The 18486-nt window shown below is 41.3% G+C and carries 22 protein-coding genes and 1 tRNA gene; all 23 read left to right on the plus strand.

What is annotated here, in order from left to right:
* Positions 1-61: 61 nt before the first annotated feature.
* The 23 genes from LC065_RS20040 to LC065_RS20150 all read left to right on the plus strand — a co-directional run bounded on the left by LC065_RS20040 (position 62) and on the right by LC065_RS20150 (position 18422).
* Positions 62-367 carry a hypothetical protein gene (locus tag LC065_RS20040; RefSeq protein ID WP_226594835.1) on the plus strand — a complete coding sequence of 102 codons (306 nt, stop codon included), beginning with the start codon at positions 62-64 and terminating at the stop codon, positions 365-367.
* Entirely contained in the window at positions 354-1418 is a 1065-nt protein-coding gene (locus tag LC065_RS20045; RefSeq protein ID WP_226594834.1) for an N-acetylmuramoyl-L-alanine amidase, read from the plus strand. Before LC065_RS20040 ends, LC065_RS20045 begins: the two co-directional genes overlap by 14 nt.
* A gap of 28 nt (positions 1419-1446) precedes the next feature.
* On the plus strand, positions 1447-1800 hold the full coding sequence (locus tag LC065_RS20050) for a hypothetical protein (RefSeq protein WP_226594831.1): 354 nt from the start codon (positions 1447-1449) through the stop codon (positions 1798-1800).
* 105 nt (positions 1801-1905) lie between these two features.
* Positions 1906-2739, plus strand: coding sequence for a recombinase family protein (locus LC065_RS20055; protein ID WP_226594829.1), 834 nt, complete (start codon positions 1906-1908; stop codon positions 2737-2739).
* A complete protein-coding gene (locus LC065_RS20060; RefSeq protein WP_226594826.1) occupies positions 2739-3221 on the plus strand; it encodes a helix-turn-helix transcriptional regulator in 483 nt (160 codons plus the stop codon). The genes LC065_RS20055 and LC065_RS20060 overlap by 1 nt, the downstream gene beginning before the upstream one ends.
* A gap of 11 nt (positions 3222-3232) precedes the next feature.
* Positions 3233-3436 (plus strand): hypothetical protein, encoded by a 204-nt coding sequence (locus tag LC065_RS20065; protein WP_226594824.1) that lies wholly within the window; start codon positions 3233-3235, stop codon positions 3434-3436.
* 169 nt (positions 3437-3605) lie between these two features.
* The gene (locus LC065_RS20070; RefSeq protein WP_226594822.1) at positions 3606-4607 is read left to right on the plus strand and encodes a ParM/StbA family protein; all 1002 of its coding nucleotides are present in this window, start codon (positions 3606-3608) and stop codon (positions 4605-4607) included.
* Complete coding sequence (locus LC065_RS20075) at positions 4597-4932, plus strand: hypothetical protein (RefSeq protein ID WP_226594820.1); 336 nt, start codon at positions 4597-4599, stop codon at positions 4930-4932. The genes LC065_RS20070 and LC065_RS20075 overlap by 11 nt, the downstream gene beginning before the upstream one ends.
* A gap of 246 nt (positions 4933-5178) precedes the next feature.
* Entirely contained in the window at positions 5179-6141 is a 963-nt protein-coding gene (locus LC065_RS20080) for an HTH domain-containing protein (RefSeq protein WP_226594818.1), read from the plus strand.
* Between the two features lie 256 nt (positions 6142-6397).
* Positions 6398-6811 (plus strand): helix-turn-helix domain-containing protein, encoded by a 414-nt coding sequence (locus LC065_RS20085; protein ID WP_226594816.1) that lies wholly within the window; start codon positions 6398-6400, stop codon positions 6809-6811.
* 335 nt (positions 6812-7146) lie between these two features.
* Positions 7147-7866 (plus strand): hypothetical protein, encoded by a 720-nt coding sequence (locus LC065_RS20090; protein ID WP_226594814.1) that lies wholly within the window; start codon positions 7147-7149, stop codon positions 7864-7866.
* Positions 7867-8069: 203 nt separating this feature from the next.
* On the plus strand, positions 8070-8360 hold the full coding sequence (locus LC065_RS20095; RefSeq protein ID WP_226594812.1) for a hypothetical protein: 291 nt from the start codon (positions 8070-8072) through the stop codon (positions 8358-8360).
* Positions 8361-8371: 11 nt separating this feature from the next.
* Positions 8372-9700, plus strand: coding sequence for a replicative DNA helicase (dnaB, locus tag LC065_RS20100; protein WP_226594811.1), 1329 nt, complete (start codon positions 8372-8374; stop codon positions 9698-9700).
* A gap of 144 nt (positions 9701-9844) precedes the next feature.
* Positions 9845-10093 (plus strand): hypothetical protein, encoded by a 249-nt coding sequence (locus LC065_RS20105; RefSeq protein ID WP_226594809.1) that lies wholly within the window; start codon positions 9845-9847, stop codon positions 10091-10093.
* A 6-nt stretch (positions 10094-10099) separates the two neighbouring features.
* Positions 10100-10831, plus strand: coding sequence for an FAD-dependent thymidylate synthase (locus LC065_RS20110; protein ID WP_226594807.1), 732 nt, complete (start codon positions 10100-10102; stop codon positions 10829-10831).
* Entirely contained in the window at positions 10828-11412 is a 585-nt protein-coding gene (locus tag LC065_RS20115) for a thymidine kinase (RefSeq protein ID WP_226594805.1), read from the plus strand. Before LC065_RS20110 ends, LC065_RS20115 begins: the two co-directional genes overlap by 4 nt.
* Complete coding sequence (locus LC065_RS20120) at positions 11412-13568, plus strand: adenosylcobalamin-dependent ribonucleoside-diphosphate reductase (protein ID WP_306163970.1); 2157 nt, start codon at positions 11412-11414, stop codon at positions 13566-13568. The genes LC065_RS20115 and LC065_RS20120 overlap by 1 nt, the downstream gene beginning before the upstream one ends.
* Positions 13569-13751: 183 nt before the next feature.
* Positions 13752-13940: a hypothetical protein gene (locus LC065_RS20125; protein WP_226594801.1), complete on the plus strand. Its 189-nt coding sequence runs from the start codon at positions 13752-13754 to the stop codon at positions 13938-13940.
* A 28-nt stretch (positions 13941-13968) separates the two neighbouring features.
* Positions 13969-14041, plus strand: a tRNA-Arg gene (locus LC065_RS20130).
* Positions 14042-14181: 140 nt separating this feature from the next.
* Positions 14182-15927 carry a DNA polymerase III subunit alpha gene (dnaE, locus tag LC065_RS20135; RefSeq protein WP_226594799.1) on the plus strand — a complete coding sequence of 582 codons (1746 nt, stop codon included), beginning with the start codon at positions 14182-14184 and terminating at the stop codon, positions 15925-15927.
* A complete protein-coding gene (locus LC065_RS20140; protein WP_226594797.1) occupies positions 15927-16331 on the plus strand; it encodes a hypothetical protein in 405 nt (134 codons plus the stop codon). Before dnaE ends, LC065_RS20140 begins: the two co-directional genes overlap by 1 nt.
* A complete protein-coding gene (locus tag LC065_RS20145) occupies positions 16331-17788 on the plus strand; it encodes a helix-hairpin-helix domain-containing protein (protein ID WP_226594795.1) in 1458 nt (485 codons plus the stop codon). The genes LC065_RS20140 and LC065_RS20145 overlap by 1 nt, the downstream gene beginning before the upstream one ends.
* 4 nt (positions 17789-17792) lie before the next feature.
* On the plus strand, positions 17793-18422 hold the full coding sequence (locus tag LC065_RS20150; protein WP_226594793.1) for a deoxynucleoside kinase: 630 nt from the start codon (positions 17793-17795) through the stop codon (positions 18420-18422).
* The last annotated feature ends 64 nt before the right edge of the window (positions 18423-18486 follow it).

Raw genomic sequence — 18486 nt, forward strand, 5'->3', positions numbered from 1 at the left:
GGACTAACCACCCTCTTTTTTATGCCTACAGATATGAACTATAGCAAAGGGTGATAAATTGATGGCTGTTCTTGAGCAACTCAATATCCAAGAGTTACTAGATTATGGACTGGGTACTGCCATGACAGTTGTTTTAGTTGTCGCTATGATTTACTTCATGAATAAGCTGGTCAATGGACTTGGAAGCATGGTTCGTGAGCAGGGAGTGACACTTAAAGAAGTAGCTGACACTCTTTCAAGCGTACAAGCAGAAATCAAAGAGCTTAGATCAGGGCAACAAAATCTCTGGCAGGCAGTTAGAAACCTTGAAAGTGGCAAGGGCTGGTTCAATAAAGACGAAGGAGGACAAGATAATGGGAAAGATTAAGGTTGGTATCTCCATTGGTCATGGTGAAGACACTTGGGACACAAAAGGTTCAAAAGGTATCGAGCTAGACAATGGTGGACACTGGGAAGAATTTTGGTTTAACGAGAAGGTAGGAAAGATCGTATATTATCTATTAAAAGACCATAACTTTGAGGTTATCCTGCCCCAGAAATGGGACTCTAATGAGACACCTTTAGATGAGAAGGCAGATGCCTTTAATGAGGCAGAAGTTGATCTAGTTGTGGCAATTCACGCTAATGCTGGTGCTGATGGGGCAGAAGGCGCTTGTATTTTCCACTGGACAGGATCGAACGCTGGACACTATGCAGACTTGTGGCTAGAGAACTTTGGAAGGCTATGCCCAGAGCAAGGCTTTCATGGAAATGGAAGGCATGTTGCAGACTGGGGACAATGGAATGCTTTCTATATGTTACACGCTACTGATATGCCTACAGCGCTAATTGAGCATGGATTCTTCACGACTGATGAACAGCGTGAGCGACTACAAGACCCTGACTTTCAGGATCGTTCTGCTCAGGCTATTGTGAAGTCTATCTGTGACTATTTCACAGTTGAGTATTATGGGCATAGGCAGACTGAAACTGCATCCACTGATGACAGCCCTTCTATTGGTTTTGTTACTGTAGAAGCACAAGAGCTTTACTACTATGGCTCTGCTGACTGGCAGGACAAAGCTGGTACTGTAGAGGCTGGCGAAGTATTCACTGTTACAGATGAGCTTCATGTTGAAGGCTATAAGATGTATGAGCTAGTTTCTGGCACTTACCTTACAGCCAATGAAGACTATGTGAGCTTTGAGGCTGATGAGTCCACAGAAGATGATTATGTTGGATTTGTCGAAGTTGAGGCAACTAAGCTATATTATTATGGTTCTGCTGACTGGACTGATAAGCGAGGAACAGTGAATAAAGGCGATATTTTCACTATCGTGGAGACTCTTGAAGTTGGTGGAGGCACAATGTATAAACTTAAGTCAGGGACTTATGTTACTGCTAATGAAGACTATGTGACCTTTCACGAAGAATTGTAATCAATAATATTAAAGGTGGTAATTAATAATGGAAGATGTAATTTTATCTCTATCAGAGGGCTTGGTACAGCTACTATTGGTTGTTGTATTTTCCCTAGCATCTTATGGGATCAAGAAAGCTAATGACTTCATTAAGTCTAAGCTGAATGACAGCCAGTATAAGATATTCCAGAATGTAGTTGGTGACATTTACAACTATGTTGAGCGTGAATTTGGCATGAAGCTAGGAGAAGCTGGTGTCAAAAAGCTAAACAGGGCTATTGATGTTTATAAGGATCAGGCTGATAAGCATAACCTTCCCTACTCTGTGGAAGACTTTAAAGTACAGATCGAAAATATCAATAAAGCTGAGAAGGAAGCCAAGGCTGTCTCAGGCAAGTAATTTGGGTGGGGATTTTCCCCACTCTTTTTATAATACTTATTGACACTATCTATAAGGCATGGTAAATTAGAGATACAATAAAGAGAGCGAAAGGAATTGATATACATGGCAGTAAATTGGAAAGAACTTAACAAGAAACAGGTTGCAGAAGACGAGCTAACTAAAGTCTGTGGCTATGTCAGGGTTTCTACATACGATCAGATTAAGGGTGTTTCTCTTGAGGATCAGGCTGAAAGCATTAGAAACTGGGCTAAGTACATGGGATATGAGCTTGTCCATATCTACAAGGATGCTGGTGAGTCTGGGGCATCCAAAGAGAGACCAGCCTTCCAACAGATGATGAAAGATGCTGAGCAAGGCATGTTCGATATGGTATGCTGTGCTAAGATTGACAGGTTCGCCAGATCAATCAGATATGGTATTGAGTACATGTACCACTTGGAAGACTTAAATGTTTACATGAAATTCTTGAGTCCTGAGATCGACACCAGAAAGCCAGAAGGCAAAATGCTCTTTACGATGATGAGCCAATTCGCTGAAATGGAGAAAGAACAGATTCAAGAGCGCATGGATATGGGTAAATTCAATAAGCTGTCTTCTGGTAAGTTTATCAGTAAAAAGCCTTTTGGCTATGATGTTGTAGATGGCGACCTTATATTGAATGAAGAAGAGTCATTCTGGGTTGAGAAGATATTCAAGATGAGCGCTTATGGTGAAATGAGCTACAGGAAGATTGCAGAAGAGCTTAATGCCCAGTCTGCCCCACTTCCTACTGCTAGAAGTAAACAATGGACTCACAATACAGTTTACAAGATTATTAAGAACGATTTATATAAAGGCTTCTATTACTACAAGGGACAGCTAGTAGAAATGGAATTTGAGCCTATTGTAAGCAAGAGTATCTGGTCAAGAGCTAACAAGCAAAGGGAGAGAGTCTAATGATTAAACCAAACACTGAACTGATGAGACAAAGAAGAGAAATGTTCGATCTAAGCCAACAGGAGGTAGCTTTCAGATTACAAGCTCTGGGCTACCCTATTTCTGATAATCACTACAGCAGGATTGAAAGGGGCAGTAATGGATATAACAATATCCAGCTAGAGACTGCATTTGCCATAGCAAAGGTGCTAAAATATACAGTAGATGATCTGTTCATTTTTCAACCTGAGAATGAAGTTGATAGCTTCTCACCTTCTCCTGAGTATAAAGAGCGCATGGCTAACCATATGACCAAGGAAAAGAAGTTGAAAGTTGGTCAGGCAATCAGAGACTTTAGGAAGAAGAACAAGCTCTCTGCTAAGGATATTGCAGAGAAGACAGGCATGGCTACCAGCTATGTCTATCACATTGAAAAAGGTTATGGATCAAAGAAGGCAGTCCAGCAGATAATAGATGCCTTCAATATTAAAATCAAGGTCTAAGGGGTGTTATTTTGTCACTTGTAGGAGATATTCTGGGGTACTTGTTATTTTTAGTCATAGCACTATTATTCGCTATTATTGCAGGCTCTCTTGTTGTGGGAGTCTCTTTTATCATTCCAATATTCGTTCCTGTAGGGGTTGTAGTCGCTGTGGCTCTCATTGGTGCAAGTCCTTGGATGGCTTGGGTGTATTACAAGAAACATACAGGTGAATGACAAACTGAATAATGATTACAGTTGTAGACTGGGGTATTACACCCTAGTCTTTTTTTGTCTAATGATTACTATTGTAATACAAGTGTAGTTGTCGTATAATACTAATTAAGGGAAAAGACACCACCTGTATTACAGGTGAAATCATTTGAAATCAAAGGAGAGAATTTGAATGGAAAAACAACTTCAAACTGCATATGTACTTGATCTGGGGAATGGATTTACTAAGAGGTCTATGGATAGCAAGACGATTAAGACTGAGCCTAGCATCATTGGAAAGCACAAAGAAGGCTTCCAGATCGAAAGTGACCTAGATGTGGTAAACGTCAACAATCAAAGAGAAATCTACATAGGCAATGACGTTTGGGATGCTGATGTTCCTGCAATGGTCGCTCTTGAAGATGGCGAGATCAACAGAGTCAAAACTCAGGAGTTTTCTGAGTTGCTTCTAGGCTTTATCTCAAAGGACTTCCAGCAGAAGTCAGTGGAGAAGATTACACTGCCCCTTTTAGTCCTTGGACTTCCTAACACTGAGTATGAAGAGCATAAGGACTTCCTAGAGAAAGAGTTTAAAGGGATCTTTGGAGTCAAGATGAATGGTAGATCGAGAGCCATTGAAATCAAGGCTGTTAAAGTAATTCCACAGCCAGTAGGTACTATCCTTTATTCTATGTCTAGCAAGCTACTGAATGGCAAGACAAGCCTTATCATTGATGGTGGGTTTGGCACTATTGATCTGACAGAGCTTAATGGCAAACAGATAGGGGAATCCTATGGGGCAGACTTGGGAATGAGGAAGCCTTTAGTACAGATTGAGAAATACATTCGCCAGAAGTACAGAAACGTTAAGAACCTCAACCCTCATATGGTGTCTGACATTCTACAGAATGGCTTAGTCCAAGCAGGAAAGACTCATTCCATCAACAATGATGATAGAGTGGTAGAAATACTCTCAGATCATTTCAGAGAGGTATATTCCTACTTGATTGAGAGATTCGACTTTAGGGACTATGACCAAGTTATTTGGACAGGTGGAATGGCTCTGGCACACAATGAAGCTATTAAACACAAAGATCAGTTTGGAAACTTTGTAGTCTTGGATGAGAATGGACAGGAAGCTAATGTGAGGGGCTACAGCGAGTATGGGAAGGTCGTGTTAGGAAGTGGCAAGTAACGAGCTAATACAATTCAGAGTTGGCAAAAACAATAAGCTGGTGTATGATTTGGTTAATAAACTCAAAACCTCTGGTGGGAATCAGAGGGGGTATATAAGCGACCAGCTTAGACAGCGACTAACAGTATATGAGGTACTTGCAGAAATGATGGGTGAAGACGATCCTCATAAACTATTAGCTAAGGTGTCCAGCGCTATAATGAATAGCCATACTCAAAGTAGTAGTCATGTTGACCAGATCATAGACTCTGAGAATGAAATAGAAGAGCCAGAAGATGATGTTCAAGATGATCTAGCTTCTTTTGTGAATGGCAATAACTTATAAATTGCTTAGACTATCCTCTCTGATTGAGGGTAGTCTTTTTTATGGTTTGACATTCGTAATCTTAAAGGTTACAATGAATAAAGAAATCGCCCTTGGGGGCGACCAAACCACCAAGGGCTAATAAACTCAAAACTCAGTAAGTAGTAACCACAAAACTTACTGAAAGGATATTCACCTAGCGACTGGATAGGAAGCTAGGAAGATCACGCTAAACACCCAACCCTGCAAAAGAAAGGATGAAAAAGCATGATAACTAAAAAATCTTTAATAGATGCTTTCATTAAACCATACATAGAACTATTTGGCAAGCAAAAACAGCACAAAAAAGAGCTTTTAGAGCAAGCAGAAGAATACATGCTAAACCATGACTTTGGAGGCTTTGACTTCTTCTCTGCTTCTGAATATTCAGTAATTGATGAGCTATTCTGGCACACTGCTGTTTGTGGAGTACAAACAATCTCAAGAGCCAAGATTGCAGAGCGTGTAAGTGTATCTGAGTCCACTGTAGATCGTGCTGTTCGCAAGATCAAGAAGACAGGACTTTTAGTATTTGGAAGATTAGGGAATAAACGTGCTGGAGTGTACGCTGTAGTCAATGTACTTCATGAGAAATTCAATATCGCAATGTCCAGCTTATTTGGTATCAATGATTGCTCAGAATTTGAGCTAAAAATAAGCAATGAAGACTCTATTGAGGACTCTATTGACGACTCTACAAAAGCTGAAACCCCTTCTGCCCCAAGGGATGAAGAGGCAAAATCAGTTTCTACCTATAATACCTTAAATACATTTAAAACAAGAATGAATAAACAACAGCTACAGGTAGCAGAAATCATTGGTAAGTCAGAAACATTAAAACCATTCTCTAATGAGATTGCTTATAAGATTTTCCAGCACACTATGGAAGACTGGGAATGGAATGTGGTGGACAATGCTGTTAATCGTATTATGGACAATAACTATACACCAGATCACAAAGTAGCTTATTTCAGAAAGACTTATACTGATGCTTACCATGATGAATTAGAAGCTAGAAATGAACTTGCTAATATTGAACCTGACTTTGATGTTGTAGAAATGAATAACAAAGAGTTTAACGAGTATAAGGTAGATGCACTAGGGGAATCTCTACTACAGTATGACTATTTCTCTAAGGATAGAACCAATGATCGTGACTTGAGCCTATATTATAACTGGCTGGAAGAATAATGGGGCAGGGGGAAGAATACCCTCCTGATCCAGTGAAACTACAAATTTGTAATATTTCTGGTAAAACTTAGTTTAATTCGTAATCTTTATGTTGACACTCTAGGTGTAATGTATTACTCTTAATAGTAAGAGATAACCTACCACATACATAAAGATCATTGACACGCTAGATGTGTCATTTACAATATATATTTGTTCTTAATAAGAGACTAATACTTGGTGGGATTCTTACTAAACAAGAAAAGAGGGTCTAACAATGGATGTAGGAAAAAAGAAAACTTCTCTGTCCCCTAAAGAGAGGGCAAGCGCTATTAATAGATGGGCAGAGGCAGGTCAGTTTGTAAGAGATAGCAGAGAGAAATATGGAATAAGCGCCAGAGGACTTGGTGCTGAAATAGATGTATCAGGTAACTATATTAGTGAAATAGAAAGAGGAATTAAACCAGCTAGTGATCCAGTCATTAGGGAAATAGCACAAATACTAAAATTTGATGAAGCTGATCTGTTCAAATTATATGGAAAGCCCACACTTAGAGCGCAAGAAGAATTAGAGGGATCAGATAAACTTAATGATATATTAGAAAGTATAAGTAAGAATGTAGATAGTAAAGATATTAAAGATGATATATACGAAGAATTTGCAAAGATAGCAGACAAATATATTAAATAATTACATTTTAAATACTAAATTAAACAAAGCTCACTCATTGATTATAAAATGGGTGGGCTTTTATTATTTCTTTGTGTTTGGAAGCATTTTCATACTTAACATTTTTCTTCCCTTGGTATAAAATTCTGAATGATTACGTTTTTATTGCAATTCTGTGTCGTTTTGTTATTCTGATACTAGGCGTTCAAAAGCAAACAGATGTTCGCATACTTTAGTCTTAAATTTTCTTAAAAAAAAGAACAATTCACTCTTGAAATCTTTAAGATTACAATGTAGAATAGGGTTTGTGGTTGAAACAGCCACCTATTTTACATTAATCGAAAGGATGAGAAGAGTTGAGTAAAGTCGAGCAGAGAACAGGAACAGATAAGGTAGTTAAGCTACAGGGCAAAGAATATGTCTTGTTTGAAGGACTACTAGAGGTATCACACAAAGATTATGGAATGACTGGATCAAAGACAGAAATTGTCCAGCTTCCTACAGAAGAGAACGAGCAAACAGCAGTCATGATCTCTACAGTGTTTGCAGGTGAGAAATCATACACAGCTATAGGGGATGCAAGCCCTAAATCTGTAAACAAGATGATTAAGCCACACATCATTAGAATGGCAGAAACCAGAGCGCTTGGTCGTGCAATGAGGTTAATGACAGGCTATGGTACTGTATTTGAAGAATTAGGCGACGTTGACTTTAATGAGGACAGCAACAAGAACACAAAACAAACCAAGAGCAATAAGTCTAGTGGGGCAGGTAAAAAGCCAGCCAAGAAGAAAGAACAGCAAGAGAATACCCCAAAGAAGGCTACAAAAGCTCAAGTAACGAAAATCCAGAAAGACGCTAAAGCTCTAGGGCTTTCAGCACAAGTGGTCTATGACACTCTAGCCATTGAACCATTAGACGATCAGGGCAATCTTGAGAAGTCAGATGCTTCTAAGGCTATTAAATTCCTTAAATCAGACGAAGCCCAGTCTTTGGCTGACAATGGCAAGGAAGAGTCAGGAGAAGCTACAGAAAATGAAGTACCTGACGTTTCCAATGAAGAAGACCCATTTTAAAATTTACCATTGAATACGAGAGAGGGGTATCAAATTGACGATCAGCTTTGACAGCGTAGAGGGCAAGCAAACAACCATCCACTTTGATCCAGAAAACAATGAGGCAACCCTAAAGACGTTCGACACAGAAGGACTCTGTAGCGAAAAGCAAACTCTCAACTATAAAGAGTTTTCATCTATCAAACCTACCTTGGAGGCATTAGATGAGCAAACAAAATCCAGTTAATGAATTAGCTGATAAATGGTTTCAAGTGGAAGGTATCAGTTTCCACAGATCACAGTTTGGTTTCATTGGTAAGCTCTACAAGCAATATGGTAGAGAGACAGTTTTAAAAGCAATCAATAAAGTACGAGCAAGGGACTCTCAGGCTACAGACCTGAGAAGTCCTAACTTGTATTTGAGAGGAATTTGCAGACAGCTTGGTGCTTCTGGTGAAGCAGTAAATCATGAAGGAAGAGCCAAACTGGAAGCAATGTTCAAAGGCATTAAATAAGGGGTGATTACTTGCAACTAGATAAATCCACCCTGCCCCATTCAATAGAGAGTGAAAAAGCCAGTCTAGGCTCAATGCTTCTTAATAGTGAAGCTGTAGCATATGCTGTAGATAAGGTGAACTCACAGGACTATCATGAAGTCAAAAACAGGCATGTATTTGATGCAATCAAGGAAGCCTACAATGCAGACAGAAATGTTGATGTGGTCACAGTCAGTGAATATATGCAACATGATAATGCAGAAGACTACTTGAATGAATTGGTGGCAAGCACACCAAGTCCATCAACCTACAGCGACTATATAAGTATTGTCCAAGACAAGGCACAACTCAGAGACTTAATCAAGACAGGCGACAAGCTACAAGAGCTTGGCTACACCAGCCAAGACACTGAGACAGCCATTGACCAAGCAGAAAGCATGGTCTTCCAGATGAGCCAAGTTAAGAGCGCTGATCGCATTGTTAAAATCTCTGATAAGATTGAAGGGTACAAGGACAAGCTAAGAGAGCGAGCTAGAAATCCAGACAGGATCACAGGGCTTGCTACACATTATCGTGACTTAGATATGATTTTAGGGGGTTTTCAAGACTCAGACTTAATCATACAAGCTGGTAGACCTTCAATGGGTAAGACAGCCCTTGCATTGAATTGCGCTAACAATATATGCAAAGACGTTCATGAAGATGGATCGAAAAAGAAAGTGACGATCTTTTCTCTTGAAATGAGTACAGAACAGCTTATTGAAAGGCTGGTATGTGCTGAGGCTAATATATCTGCTGAGAAAATGAGAGCAGGGCAATTAGATCGTGATGAATGGAAGAAGGTTGGAGTAGCACTTGATGAGGTTAAAAGCTGGGACTTGGAGATAGATGATACACCTAACTTGACTGTAGGTGAAATCAGAGCGAAGTTGAGAAGGTCACATGCAGAAAAACCTATCGACTTTGTTATTATCGACTATCTGGGACTCATTGGTGATGGAAATACCACAGGTGGAGAGAACAGATCAACAGTAGTGGGGCAGAAGACAAAAGCCCTCAAAGGTATGGCTAGGGAACTTGATACACCTATCCTTCTCCTATCACAGTTAAATAGGGGAGTGGAACAGCGTGAAGACAAGCGACCTATGATGAGTGACTTAAGAGAATCAGGTGCTATCGAGCAGGATGCTGATGTGGTAATCATGCTCTACAGGGATGAATACTACAATGCAGACAGCCCAGCTAAGAATATCGCTGAGGTCATTATCAATAAGCATAGGAAAGGTAGCAATGGCACAATCGAGCTTGCTTTCCTTAAAGAATATACTAAATTTGTCAACCTAGATTATAGGAGGTAGAAACATGAGTGAAGATGGCATTGGTGCAATCGCATTATTGATCTGCTTTACAGCAATCATTATCACTGGAATTATCGTATTTGGATAAGTCTTTTTTTTAACCCAAGTGTAATCATTAAGATTACAGATGGAAGGTGAGCAGAGTTGAGACCTCTTAGAGAGTATATGATCGAAGAGCTAGACAGACGAGCAGACGAAGAGAAGAAGAAGAGGCAAGAGAAAGAGCTTGAAGCAGAAGAGCTAAGGGATGAGGTTCAGACACTTCACCAATACACTCTCAAGGCTCTCAGGCATCTTGAGAACAACAGTGGACAGCTAGGGGCTGACAATGCTACAGCCCTGCTAGACCACATTGTAAATGACTTTGAATACAGAGGACTAGAGAAAGGATGAGCTTAGTTGAGAAAAGTATTAGATAAAGGTTATGTCCACTTAGAAGACAAGATGGGTGAAGACTTAAGCCCAGTAAATGATGCAAGGGTTTCATATGACAAAAAGCGCAATGAATGGTCAGACAAAGAGAAAGGGCTTCTAAACTTCTTAGGCAAGCATGACCACACAAGCCCATTCAGAGGCTCTATTGTGAAGCTAGAAATGTATGCCCCTCTAATGATCGCAAGGCAAGCCTTCAAGTATATGGTTGGCTCAGATCATGCAGAAGCACCTACAAGGAACATGGACACCTTCACACAATGGAACGAAACTTCAAGGCGCTACATTTCTGATGCAGTGGAGTTTTACCTGCCCCAGCAAGACGAGTGGAGAAGCAAGCCAGAGAACAGCAAGCAGGGATCAGGAGAGCCATTCGATGAAGCGAGTGGGGCTTTCTTGCAGGAAAAGCTAGAAGACTACCAAGAGCTAGGCTTAGAGCTATATGAACGATCAATAGAAAAGGGAGTAGCCCCTGAGTTGGCTAGACTCTTCCTGCCAGCTTATGGCTTATACATTCGCTGGCGCTGGACAATGAGCTTGCAGACAGTAGCACATGTACTAAATCAAAGGCTTCCAAAAGACTCACAGAAAGAGTTTCAAGACTTTGCAAAGGCTATTTACCATGAGGTTAAGCCACAATTCCCAGTAGCTCTTGATGCTCTACTGAGTGACGAAGCTAAGGCTAGGGTGAGTGAATGAGCATTAAAGTAGGTAACACTGAGGTCATTCTAGGGACTATGTTCTCTGGAAAGACCTCTTTATTGTTGAAGAAATTCAAGGAAAACAGCAGGGTAGAACGTTTTGTGAACATGGCTTTCAAGCCAAGGAAAGACACTAGGGATGGTCAAACTGAGATTAAATCACATGATGGATTCTCTATTGATGCAAGCCCAGTAGGTAGCCCTCTTGAGATTCTAAAAGAGGTCGATGATATGAAGAGCTTTGTTGCTTCATTCGAGCATATCATTGTCTACATTGACGAGGTTCAATTCATGGATGATGTAATCATTTCAGTCATTCAAAACCTCAACTCACAAGGGATTGATGTGATCTGCTGTGGCTTAAACATGGACAGGTTTGGCAAGCCATTTGGTGCTATGCCTAACATTATGGCTATAGCTGATGAAAGGACTCAAATTAAAACCAAGTGTAGGTGTGGGGCAGAGGCATATGTCTCATTTGGTAACTACATTAACAAAGATTCTCAGGTAGCCATAGGCGCTGATGAGTACGAGCCAGTATGTAAGAAATGTTTTTATGTTAGGAGGTTAGAAGATTAATGACAACAACACTCACAGGATTCCAGCGAAAAATCCACCACACAAGGTATGCAAGGAAAGCCTTGGACAAAGAACAGCACATGAAGACAGGACAGCCAGTAGTAACGCTGACCAAAGATGGTAAATACCCTACAAGAGAGCTGGGAACAGTAGCTCTTTATGATCCAGAGAAACAGATCGTAACTGTGAGGCTTGAGACAGGAGACTATCAAGACACTTTCCCAGAACAGCTATTTGACCAAGACTTGCACAATGTTGATGTGCTACTAGAAACTGAATGGCAAGACACAGCAGACAGGGTAGCATGGGCAGTAGCTCAGCCAGATCATGAGTATCAAAACCTGCCAGTCTCTCATCATGACTTCTTAGAAGCCATTGAAAACTTCAACCTAGTCCCAGCAGGGCGCATCTTGACTGGTGCTGGTGATGATGCAAAGGTTACTCTATTTAATTGCTATGTCATTGATGTAGAGAAGCCACCACACAATCCAGAGGCAGGAGTGGACAGCAGGCAAGCAATCTTTCACCACCAAGGAAGAGTAGCAGAAATCATGGCAAGGGGTGGTGGAGTTGGCACATGCTTATCAGTATTCAGACCAGCTTATGCCCCATTGAAACAGACCAAGGGAAGGGCTACAGGCTCAGTATTCATTGGTAACTTGCTTAGTGGCTTAACTGAGTTTGTCGAGCAGGCGAACAGAAGGGGCGCTCAGATGCTTACACAGCACGTTTGGCATCCTGACGTTTACCACAGCAGGGATAGTCAAGATGACTTCATTGGTGCTAAACAGAAAGAAGGATTCATGGAAGGCAATAACTCTTCTGTCTTGGTCACAGATGACTTCATGAAAGCCCTCTACAATGATGAGGACTGGGATCTTATTTTCCCTGACACTGAACACCCAGCATATAATGAGGACTGGGATGGTGACATTAATAAATGGATTGATGAGCATGGAAAGGCTTCTGTTAAGGTTTACAAGACTGTTCCAGCTAGGGACATTTGGGATAAGATTATAGAAGCTAACTGGGCAAGCGCTGAGCTAGGTGTCATTTATATTGATCGTTACAATCAGATGCACAATGGATGGTATCTAGGCACTATCATGGCTACTAATCCTTGTGGCGAGCAAGGACTACTAGGCAATTCCACTTGTAACCTATCAGCAGTCAACTTTGGTCGAATGATTAAAGTAGTAGGGAAAGACTCTGAGGGTATTATCTATGACATTGACTGGGACAAGCTAGAGCAGACTGTAGAAACAGGGGTACGATTCCTAGACAATATCATTGATACTACAGAATACTTTGACTCTGATATGGAGAAGCAACAGAAAGGCGAGAGAAGGCTAGGACTTGGCTATCTTGGTGTCCATGACCTATTAATCGCATTGAGGCTAAAATATGGCTCAGAAGAAGCTGAGAACGTCTTAGACGATGTATTCTCATTCTTTAGGGACACAGCCTATAATGCTTCCATTGATCTTGCCATTGAAAAGGGCGCTTTCCCATTATATGATGATCGCTACCTTGAGAGTGGCTTTGTTAAAACACTGCCCCAAGAAATCCAAGATCGAATCAAGCTACATGGTATCAGGAACTTGACCATCCTAACTGTAGCACCTACAGGAACAACAGGCTCAATGACACCAAGCCTATTGAGTCCAGAGGATTCAGTCTCTACAGGTGTAGAGCCACACTTTGCAATGAAGTACGAGCGCATGAGTCGAATTGGAACTACTACTCAGTACGCTGGGGTTGCTAAGGCTTGGAAGGATGAACACCCTGACCAAGAGCTACCAGAGTATTTCATTGGTGCAATGGAGTTAAGCCCAGAAGCTCATGTGGCTATGCAGGCAGTAGCTCAGAGATATGTTGACTCTTCTATATCCAAGACAGTCAATGCACCTAAAGACCACTCACAAGATCAAGTAGATACTCTCTACAGGTTGGCATATGAGAAAGGCTTAAAAGGTGTAACCTACTATCGTGATGGATCGAGGTATGAACAGATTCTCTCAGTAGGAGAAGAAGATGGGGCAGAAGAAGAGACAGAAGAGCAGTGGGAATGTGGCTCATGTGGCAGTAAGAAGTTTCACATGGTCGAAAACTGCAAGCAATGTGCTGAATGTGGGATGCAAGCATGTTCATTATAATTACAACTATGATCCTGTTTCTTTTAGGTTTCTATATGGGTTTCAATGCAGGAGAAAAGCATGGATTCAACAAGGGTGAAAGGACTATGTACGAGAAAGTAAAGAAAAATCTAATTAAAGGCTTGTAATCTTTAAGATTACATGATACAGTATTTATAGAGTTGAACGAAGGGGGAGAACAGCATGGCAGAGCAGAGCAAGGCAATCTCAGAGAAACAGCAAGACTTCATGGCTACTCTTGAAGAAGAGCGAGGCGTTGAAATTGAAGAGCTTGGCTGGGATCGAGAGCTACTTGAAGATGAACAGTTTGGTCAAGGTCGAGCAAGCCTAGTAATCAAAGAGCTACTATCACTACCAAAAGAAGAAGGCTAATTATGAGGGGCTTTGCCCCTCTTCATATGCCCTCATAGCTCAGTGGATAGAGCAACAGCCTCCTAAGCTGTGGGTCGAAGGTTCGAGTCCTTCTGAGGGCGCTTAATCTCTTTGGCAGACTTTTTACACCTCCTTTTAACTGCCCCAGAGATTTACTTACAAGTGGACAGTCATTTAATGGCTGTCCTTTTCTATTCCATAAAGGGAGAGAGCAGAGACTAGCAGAGGAAGGATGAGAAACATGCCAAAGGTTGAATTACACCAGCATGGACAGAAAAGCTCACTAGATGGGATCGCTACAGTACAGGAGATTGTAGCCAGAGCCAAAGACCTTGGACAGCCAGCAGTGGCTTTGACAGATCATGGACACATGCAGGACTTTTATGATTTTTACCAAGAGTGTAAGAAAGAAGGTATCAAGCCCATCATTGGAAATGAGGCTTACTTTACTGAGGATCGTTTTGTGAAAGAGAAAGGGACTAAACACTATCACTTAGTCCTATTAGCAAAGAACACCACAGGTCTTAGAAACCTGTTCAAGATTACTTCCAAGTCTCACCTTGAAGGCTTCTATGGCAAGCCAAGAGTTGACTGGGACTTACTAGATGAATATGGAGAGGGAATTATTGTACTCTCTGGCTGTCTTGCAGGCTACCCACAGCAGATGATTGCAGAAGGTAACTACCTCAAGGCTAAGAAGGTTATTAAGAAATTCAAGAAAATGTTTGGTGAGGACTTCTACCTTGAAATCCAGCCCAATGAGCATGGACTACAGAAGGATGTAAATAAATGCTTTACTGAGTGGAATGAAGGTATGGGCATTGATCTGGTGGCTACCACTGATGCTCACTACATGGAGTCAGGCGAAGGAAGGCTCACTCACATGGTTTACACCCAGATAGCTGACTTCAATGGTGAAGAGATTTACAAGCACAACTACAATATGGGTGCTAATGAGACTTACCACAATCTCATCAATCTCACTGGGATCTCTAAAGAGAAGGCTTATGAGGCTGTAGATAACACTGAGAAGGTAGCTGACAAGGTTGAAGAGTATGAGATAGACGATTCATTGAAACTACCTCACTTCCCACTTCCTGATGAATATAAGGCAATGGAGAATGGGGCAGATGAATACTTGAAGCAACTTTGTAGGGATGGCTGGAAATACAGAGGCATCAATGCCCTTTCTGATGAACAGCAACAGATTTACAAAGACAGGATCATGGAAGAGTTTGAAGTAATCATGGGTAAAGGATTCTCTGAATACTTCCTTATCGTTCAAGACTTCATTTGGTGGTCAAGAAATAACAATATCATTGTAGGATATGGGCGAGGCTCAGCAGGTGGCTCATTAGTCGCTTACCTGATGGGAATTGTAGAGCTTGACCCTATAGAATACGATCTCCTATTCGAGCGTTTCTTAAATCCAGATCGTAACGAGCTACCAGATATTGATGTGGACTTTGCAGACAGGGAAGCAGTAGTAAATTATGTGAAGGACACTTATGGACACGACAAGGTTTGCTCAGTAATCACATTTGGAACGTTTGGTGCTAAGGGAGTTGTTCGTGATGTTGCCAAGGCTCTTCATGGTAAGAAGCAAGGTCACATGATGGGCGACAAACTTAGTGGTCTGATCCCAGAGACACCAAGCATTACTCTGAAAGATGCAATGCAGGAAGTACCAGAGCTTGAAGAGCTTCTGGACAGTGACCACAAGTACCAGCAGGTTAAGAAGTACGCTCTGGAATTTGAAGGGCGAGTGAGACAGACTTCTACCCATGCTTGTGCCATTATCATTTCAGATCGTGACCTGACAGATGTGATCCCACTTCAAAGGGACTCAGAAGATGAGCCAATGGCTATGGTGGATATGGACACCTGTGAAGCACTAGGGCTAGTCAAATTTGACTTCCTTGGATTGAAGACACTTTCAGTAATCAATAATACAAGCGACCTTATCAATGAAAGCGAGGCATCATAATGTTTGAAACTTACAAGATCACTCACATGCTACCAACAGATATAAAGCCATTTGGCTATAACAAGAACAGCTATGAAGATATGTTTGCACCTATTGACTACACTGTTATGGAAGAGGTCATTCACTACACCAGCGAGGCAGACAGGATAGTGACAAGGATTGTAGATGCTTACCATGAGCGAGTAATGAAATATAACAGCAGGGCAGAGCGAGTCATTCTAGGTGCTGAGGCATACAAGAAAATAATTGCTCATGCCTCTAAGATCAATGGTGGCTTTGTTCAACCTACAGAGCTTGCAGGTCTTAAGCTCACAGTTGCAGGAAATGGAGAGGGCTTTCTTCTAACCTCTGATAAACCAGATGAAGAGTTGACAATTTCATTCAGAGAAAAGAGGGGTAAATAATGACTACACCACAAACAATCATGACCCACAAGGGAGAATTTGATGTACTGGATATTCCACTAGATGATGAAAAGACACTGGACTTGCTCAGAAATGGGCATACCTCTGGTGTCTTCCAGCTTGAGTCTGATGGAATGAAGCAACTACTCAGACAGCTACAGCCAAAGAGCTTCAAGAAAATCATTGACGTTCTGGCACTCTACAGACCTGCCCCACTTTCCATCAAGGGTGACGATGGCTTGACGATGGTTGAGCGTTATATCAAGGTCGAGCATGGAGAGATTGAGCCAGAATATATCCATGAAGATTTAAGACCTATCCTTGAGAAGACGAATGGACAGCTACTCTATCAGGAACAGATGATGCAGATTAGTAGGAAGTTTGGTGGCTTCTCTCAAGGTCGAGCAGACACGCTCAGGAAGGCAATGGGTAAGAAGAAAGAAGACCTGATGGCAGAGCTTAAAGATGAATTTATTGAAGGCTGTACTGACCAATACAATGCAGACTTAGCAAAAGAGCTATGGCAGTGGATCGAAAAAGGGGCAGGGTATTTGTTCAATAAATCCCACTCAGCAGACTATGGCTTGATTAGCTGGCAGACAGCTTACTTGAAGGCACATGAGCCTATTAAATTCATGGCTTCTATTATGTCCTCTGAATTGCAGGATGAGAGCCATTCTGACAAAGGGAAATCTAAGAAGAAGACCAAGAGTAAGAAGCTAGAAAAGATCGCTTTCTATGTGGATGAGGCGAAGCAACAGGGGATCGAGGTTAAGCCACCACTTATTAATCAATCACAGCATAGGTTTGTTGAGGATGATGGGCGCATTATTTTCTCTCTCAATGCAATCAAGGGAGTAGGTAGCCCAGCCATTGCTCAGGTGATCGAGAATAAGCCATACGCTAACTTTGATGACTTCCTAGACTGCAATGTATTCAAAGGCTCTGAGGTCAAGAAAGGTGCTATTGTTGGACTTATCAAAGCTGGTGCATTCGATGAGACAGACCCAGACAGGGTTGATCTCTTGAAGAAGTACATGGAAACAAGACCTAAGAAAGAACGAGAGCCAGAGAAGCACCCTGTTTCCTTTGATGATGAAATCAATCCTAACTCAACAATGCTCAGGTGGGAGAAGGAAGTAACAGGATTGTATATGTCAGGGCATCCACTAGATAAATACAGCTTCATTCCATTTGATGATGTGAGGACAGGCTATAAAGCTACCATTGGTGGAGAGCTTAGCAAGGTTAAGCAGATCAGGACTAAGAAAGGTAAGGATATGGCTTTCTTAGATATTGATACACCAGAAGGCAAGCGTGACTGTGTACTATTCCCTCATCAATTCAATAAGTACAAAGGCAAGTTGACAGAAGGCGAAATGGTCATAATCGAAGGCGAGAAAGAAGAGAGAAATGGAGAGTTTCAAGTAATAGTCGATAAAATTCAAAAGGTGTGAGGGGATGGATAAAGTGATTACAATATCAGGAATGATAGGTACAGGGAAAAGCTCTCTGGCAGAACTACTAGCAGAACGCTTAGGATCAGAAGCATTTTATGAGAGTGTAGGAGATAACCCTGTTCTTGATAAGTTTTATGAAGACAAGGAGAGCTGGGCTTTCCACCTACAGGTACACTTCTTAAATGAACGATTCAAGAGTATCAAGAAAGCTCTGACTCATAGAGACAATGTGCTGGATCGAAGCATATATGAAGATGCTCTGTTTACCAAGATCAACTATGAAATGGGCAACATGGATGAGGTTTCTTATAATCTCTATCTGGACTTACTAGACAATATGATGCAAGAGCTTGAAGAGCTACCAAAGAAAAGCCCAGACTTGATGATTTACCTATATGGCTCATTCGATGAGGTACTAAGGCGCATCAATAAGAGAGGTAGGGACTTTGAGAACACAGAAGACAACCCAGAGCTTTATGAGTATTTCAAGACTCTTCACGCTAACTACAATGACTGGGCAAGAGATTATAGACACTCTGATATAGTATGGGTGAATATAGATCAGTTTGATTTTGTGGAGAATGAAGAGGATAAAGAAATCGTCTTGAAATCTATTACAGACCTATTGTAATCTTTAAGATTACATGATACACTATAGTAAGAAAGTTAGGGCAGGGGCTAGAAATCCTGCCCCA

This window comes from Halobacillus litoralis (assembly GCF_020524085.2).
In the GTDB taxonomy this organism is placed as follows: Bacteria; Bacillota; Bacilli; order Bacillales; family Halobacillaceae; genus Halobacillus; species Halobacillus litoralis_E.

What these genes read in the sequence shown, in the direction of transcription:
- LC065_RS20050 (WP_226594831.1), top strand. Translation starts at nt 1,447, where the DNA reads ATGGAAGATGTAATTTTATCTCTATCAGAGGGCTTGGTACAGCTACTA.
- LC065_RS20080 (WP_226594818.1), top strand. Translation starts at nt 5,179, where the DNA reads ATGATAACTAAAAAATCTTTAATAGATGCTTTCATTAAACCATACATA.
- LC065_RS20145 (WP_226594795.1), top strand. Translation starts at nt 16,331, where the DNA reads ATGACTACACCACAAACAATCATGACCCACAAGGGAGAATTTGATGTA.
- LC065_RS20095 (WP_226594812.1), top strand. Translation starts at nt 8,070, where the DNA reads ATGAGCAAACAAAATCCAGTTAATGAATTAGCTGATAAATGGTTTCAA.
- LC065_RS20055 (WP_226594829.1), top strand. Translation starts at nt 1,906, where the DNA reads ATGGCAGTAAATTGGAAAGAACTTAACAAGAAACAGGTTGCAGAAGAC.
- dnaE (WP_226594799.1), top strand. Translation starts at nt 14,182, where the DNA reads ATGCCAAAGGTTGAATTACACCAGCATGGACAGAAAAGCTCACTAGAT.
- LC065_RS20125 (WP_226594801.1), top strand. Translation starts at nt 13,752, where the DNA reads ATGGCAGAGCAGAGCAAGGCAATCTCAGAGAAACAGCAAGACTTCATG.
- LC065_RS20085 (WP_226594816.1), top strand. Translation starts at nt 6,398, where the DNA reads ATGGATGTAGGAAAAAAGAAAACTTCTCTGTCCCCTAAAGAGAGGGCA.
- LC065_RS20115 (WP_226594805.1), top strand. Translation starts at nt 10,828, where the DNA reads ATGAGCATTAAAGTAGGTAACACTGAGGTCATTCTAGGGACTATGTTC.
- LC065_RS20040 (WP_226594835.1), top strand. Translation starts at nt 62, where the DNA reads ATGGCTGTTCTTGAGCAACTCAATATCCAAGAGTTACTAGATTATGGA.
- LC065_RS20060 (WP_226594826.1), top strand. Translation starts at nt 2,739, where the DNA reads ATGATTAAACCAAACACTGAACTGATGAGACAAAGAAGAGAAATGTTC.
- LC065_RS20045 (WP_226594834.1), top strand. Translation starts at nt 354, where the DNA reads ATGGGAAAGATTAAGGTTGGTATCTCCATTGGTCATGGTGAAGACACT.
- LC065_RS20070 (WP_226594822.1), top strand. Translation starts at nt 3,606, where the DNA reads ATGGAAAAACAACTTCAAACTGCATATGTACTTGATCTGGGGAATGGA.
- LC065_RS20140 (WP_226594797.1), top strand. Translation starts at nt 15,927, where the DNA reads ATGTTTGAAACTTACAAGATCACTCACATGCTACCAACAGATATAAAG.
- LC065_RS20120 (WP_306163970.1), top strand. Translation starts at nt 11,412, where the DNA reads ATGACAACAACACTCACAGGATTCCAGCGAAAAATCCACCACACAAGG.
- LC065_RS20150 (WP_226594793.1), top strand. Translation starts at nt 17,793, where the DNA reads ATGGATAAAGTGATTACAATATCAGGAATGATAGGTACAGGGAAAAGC.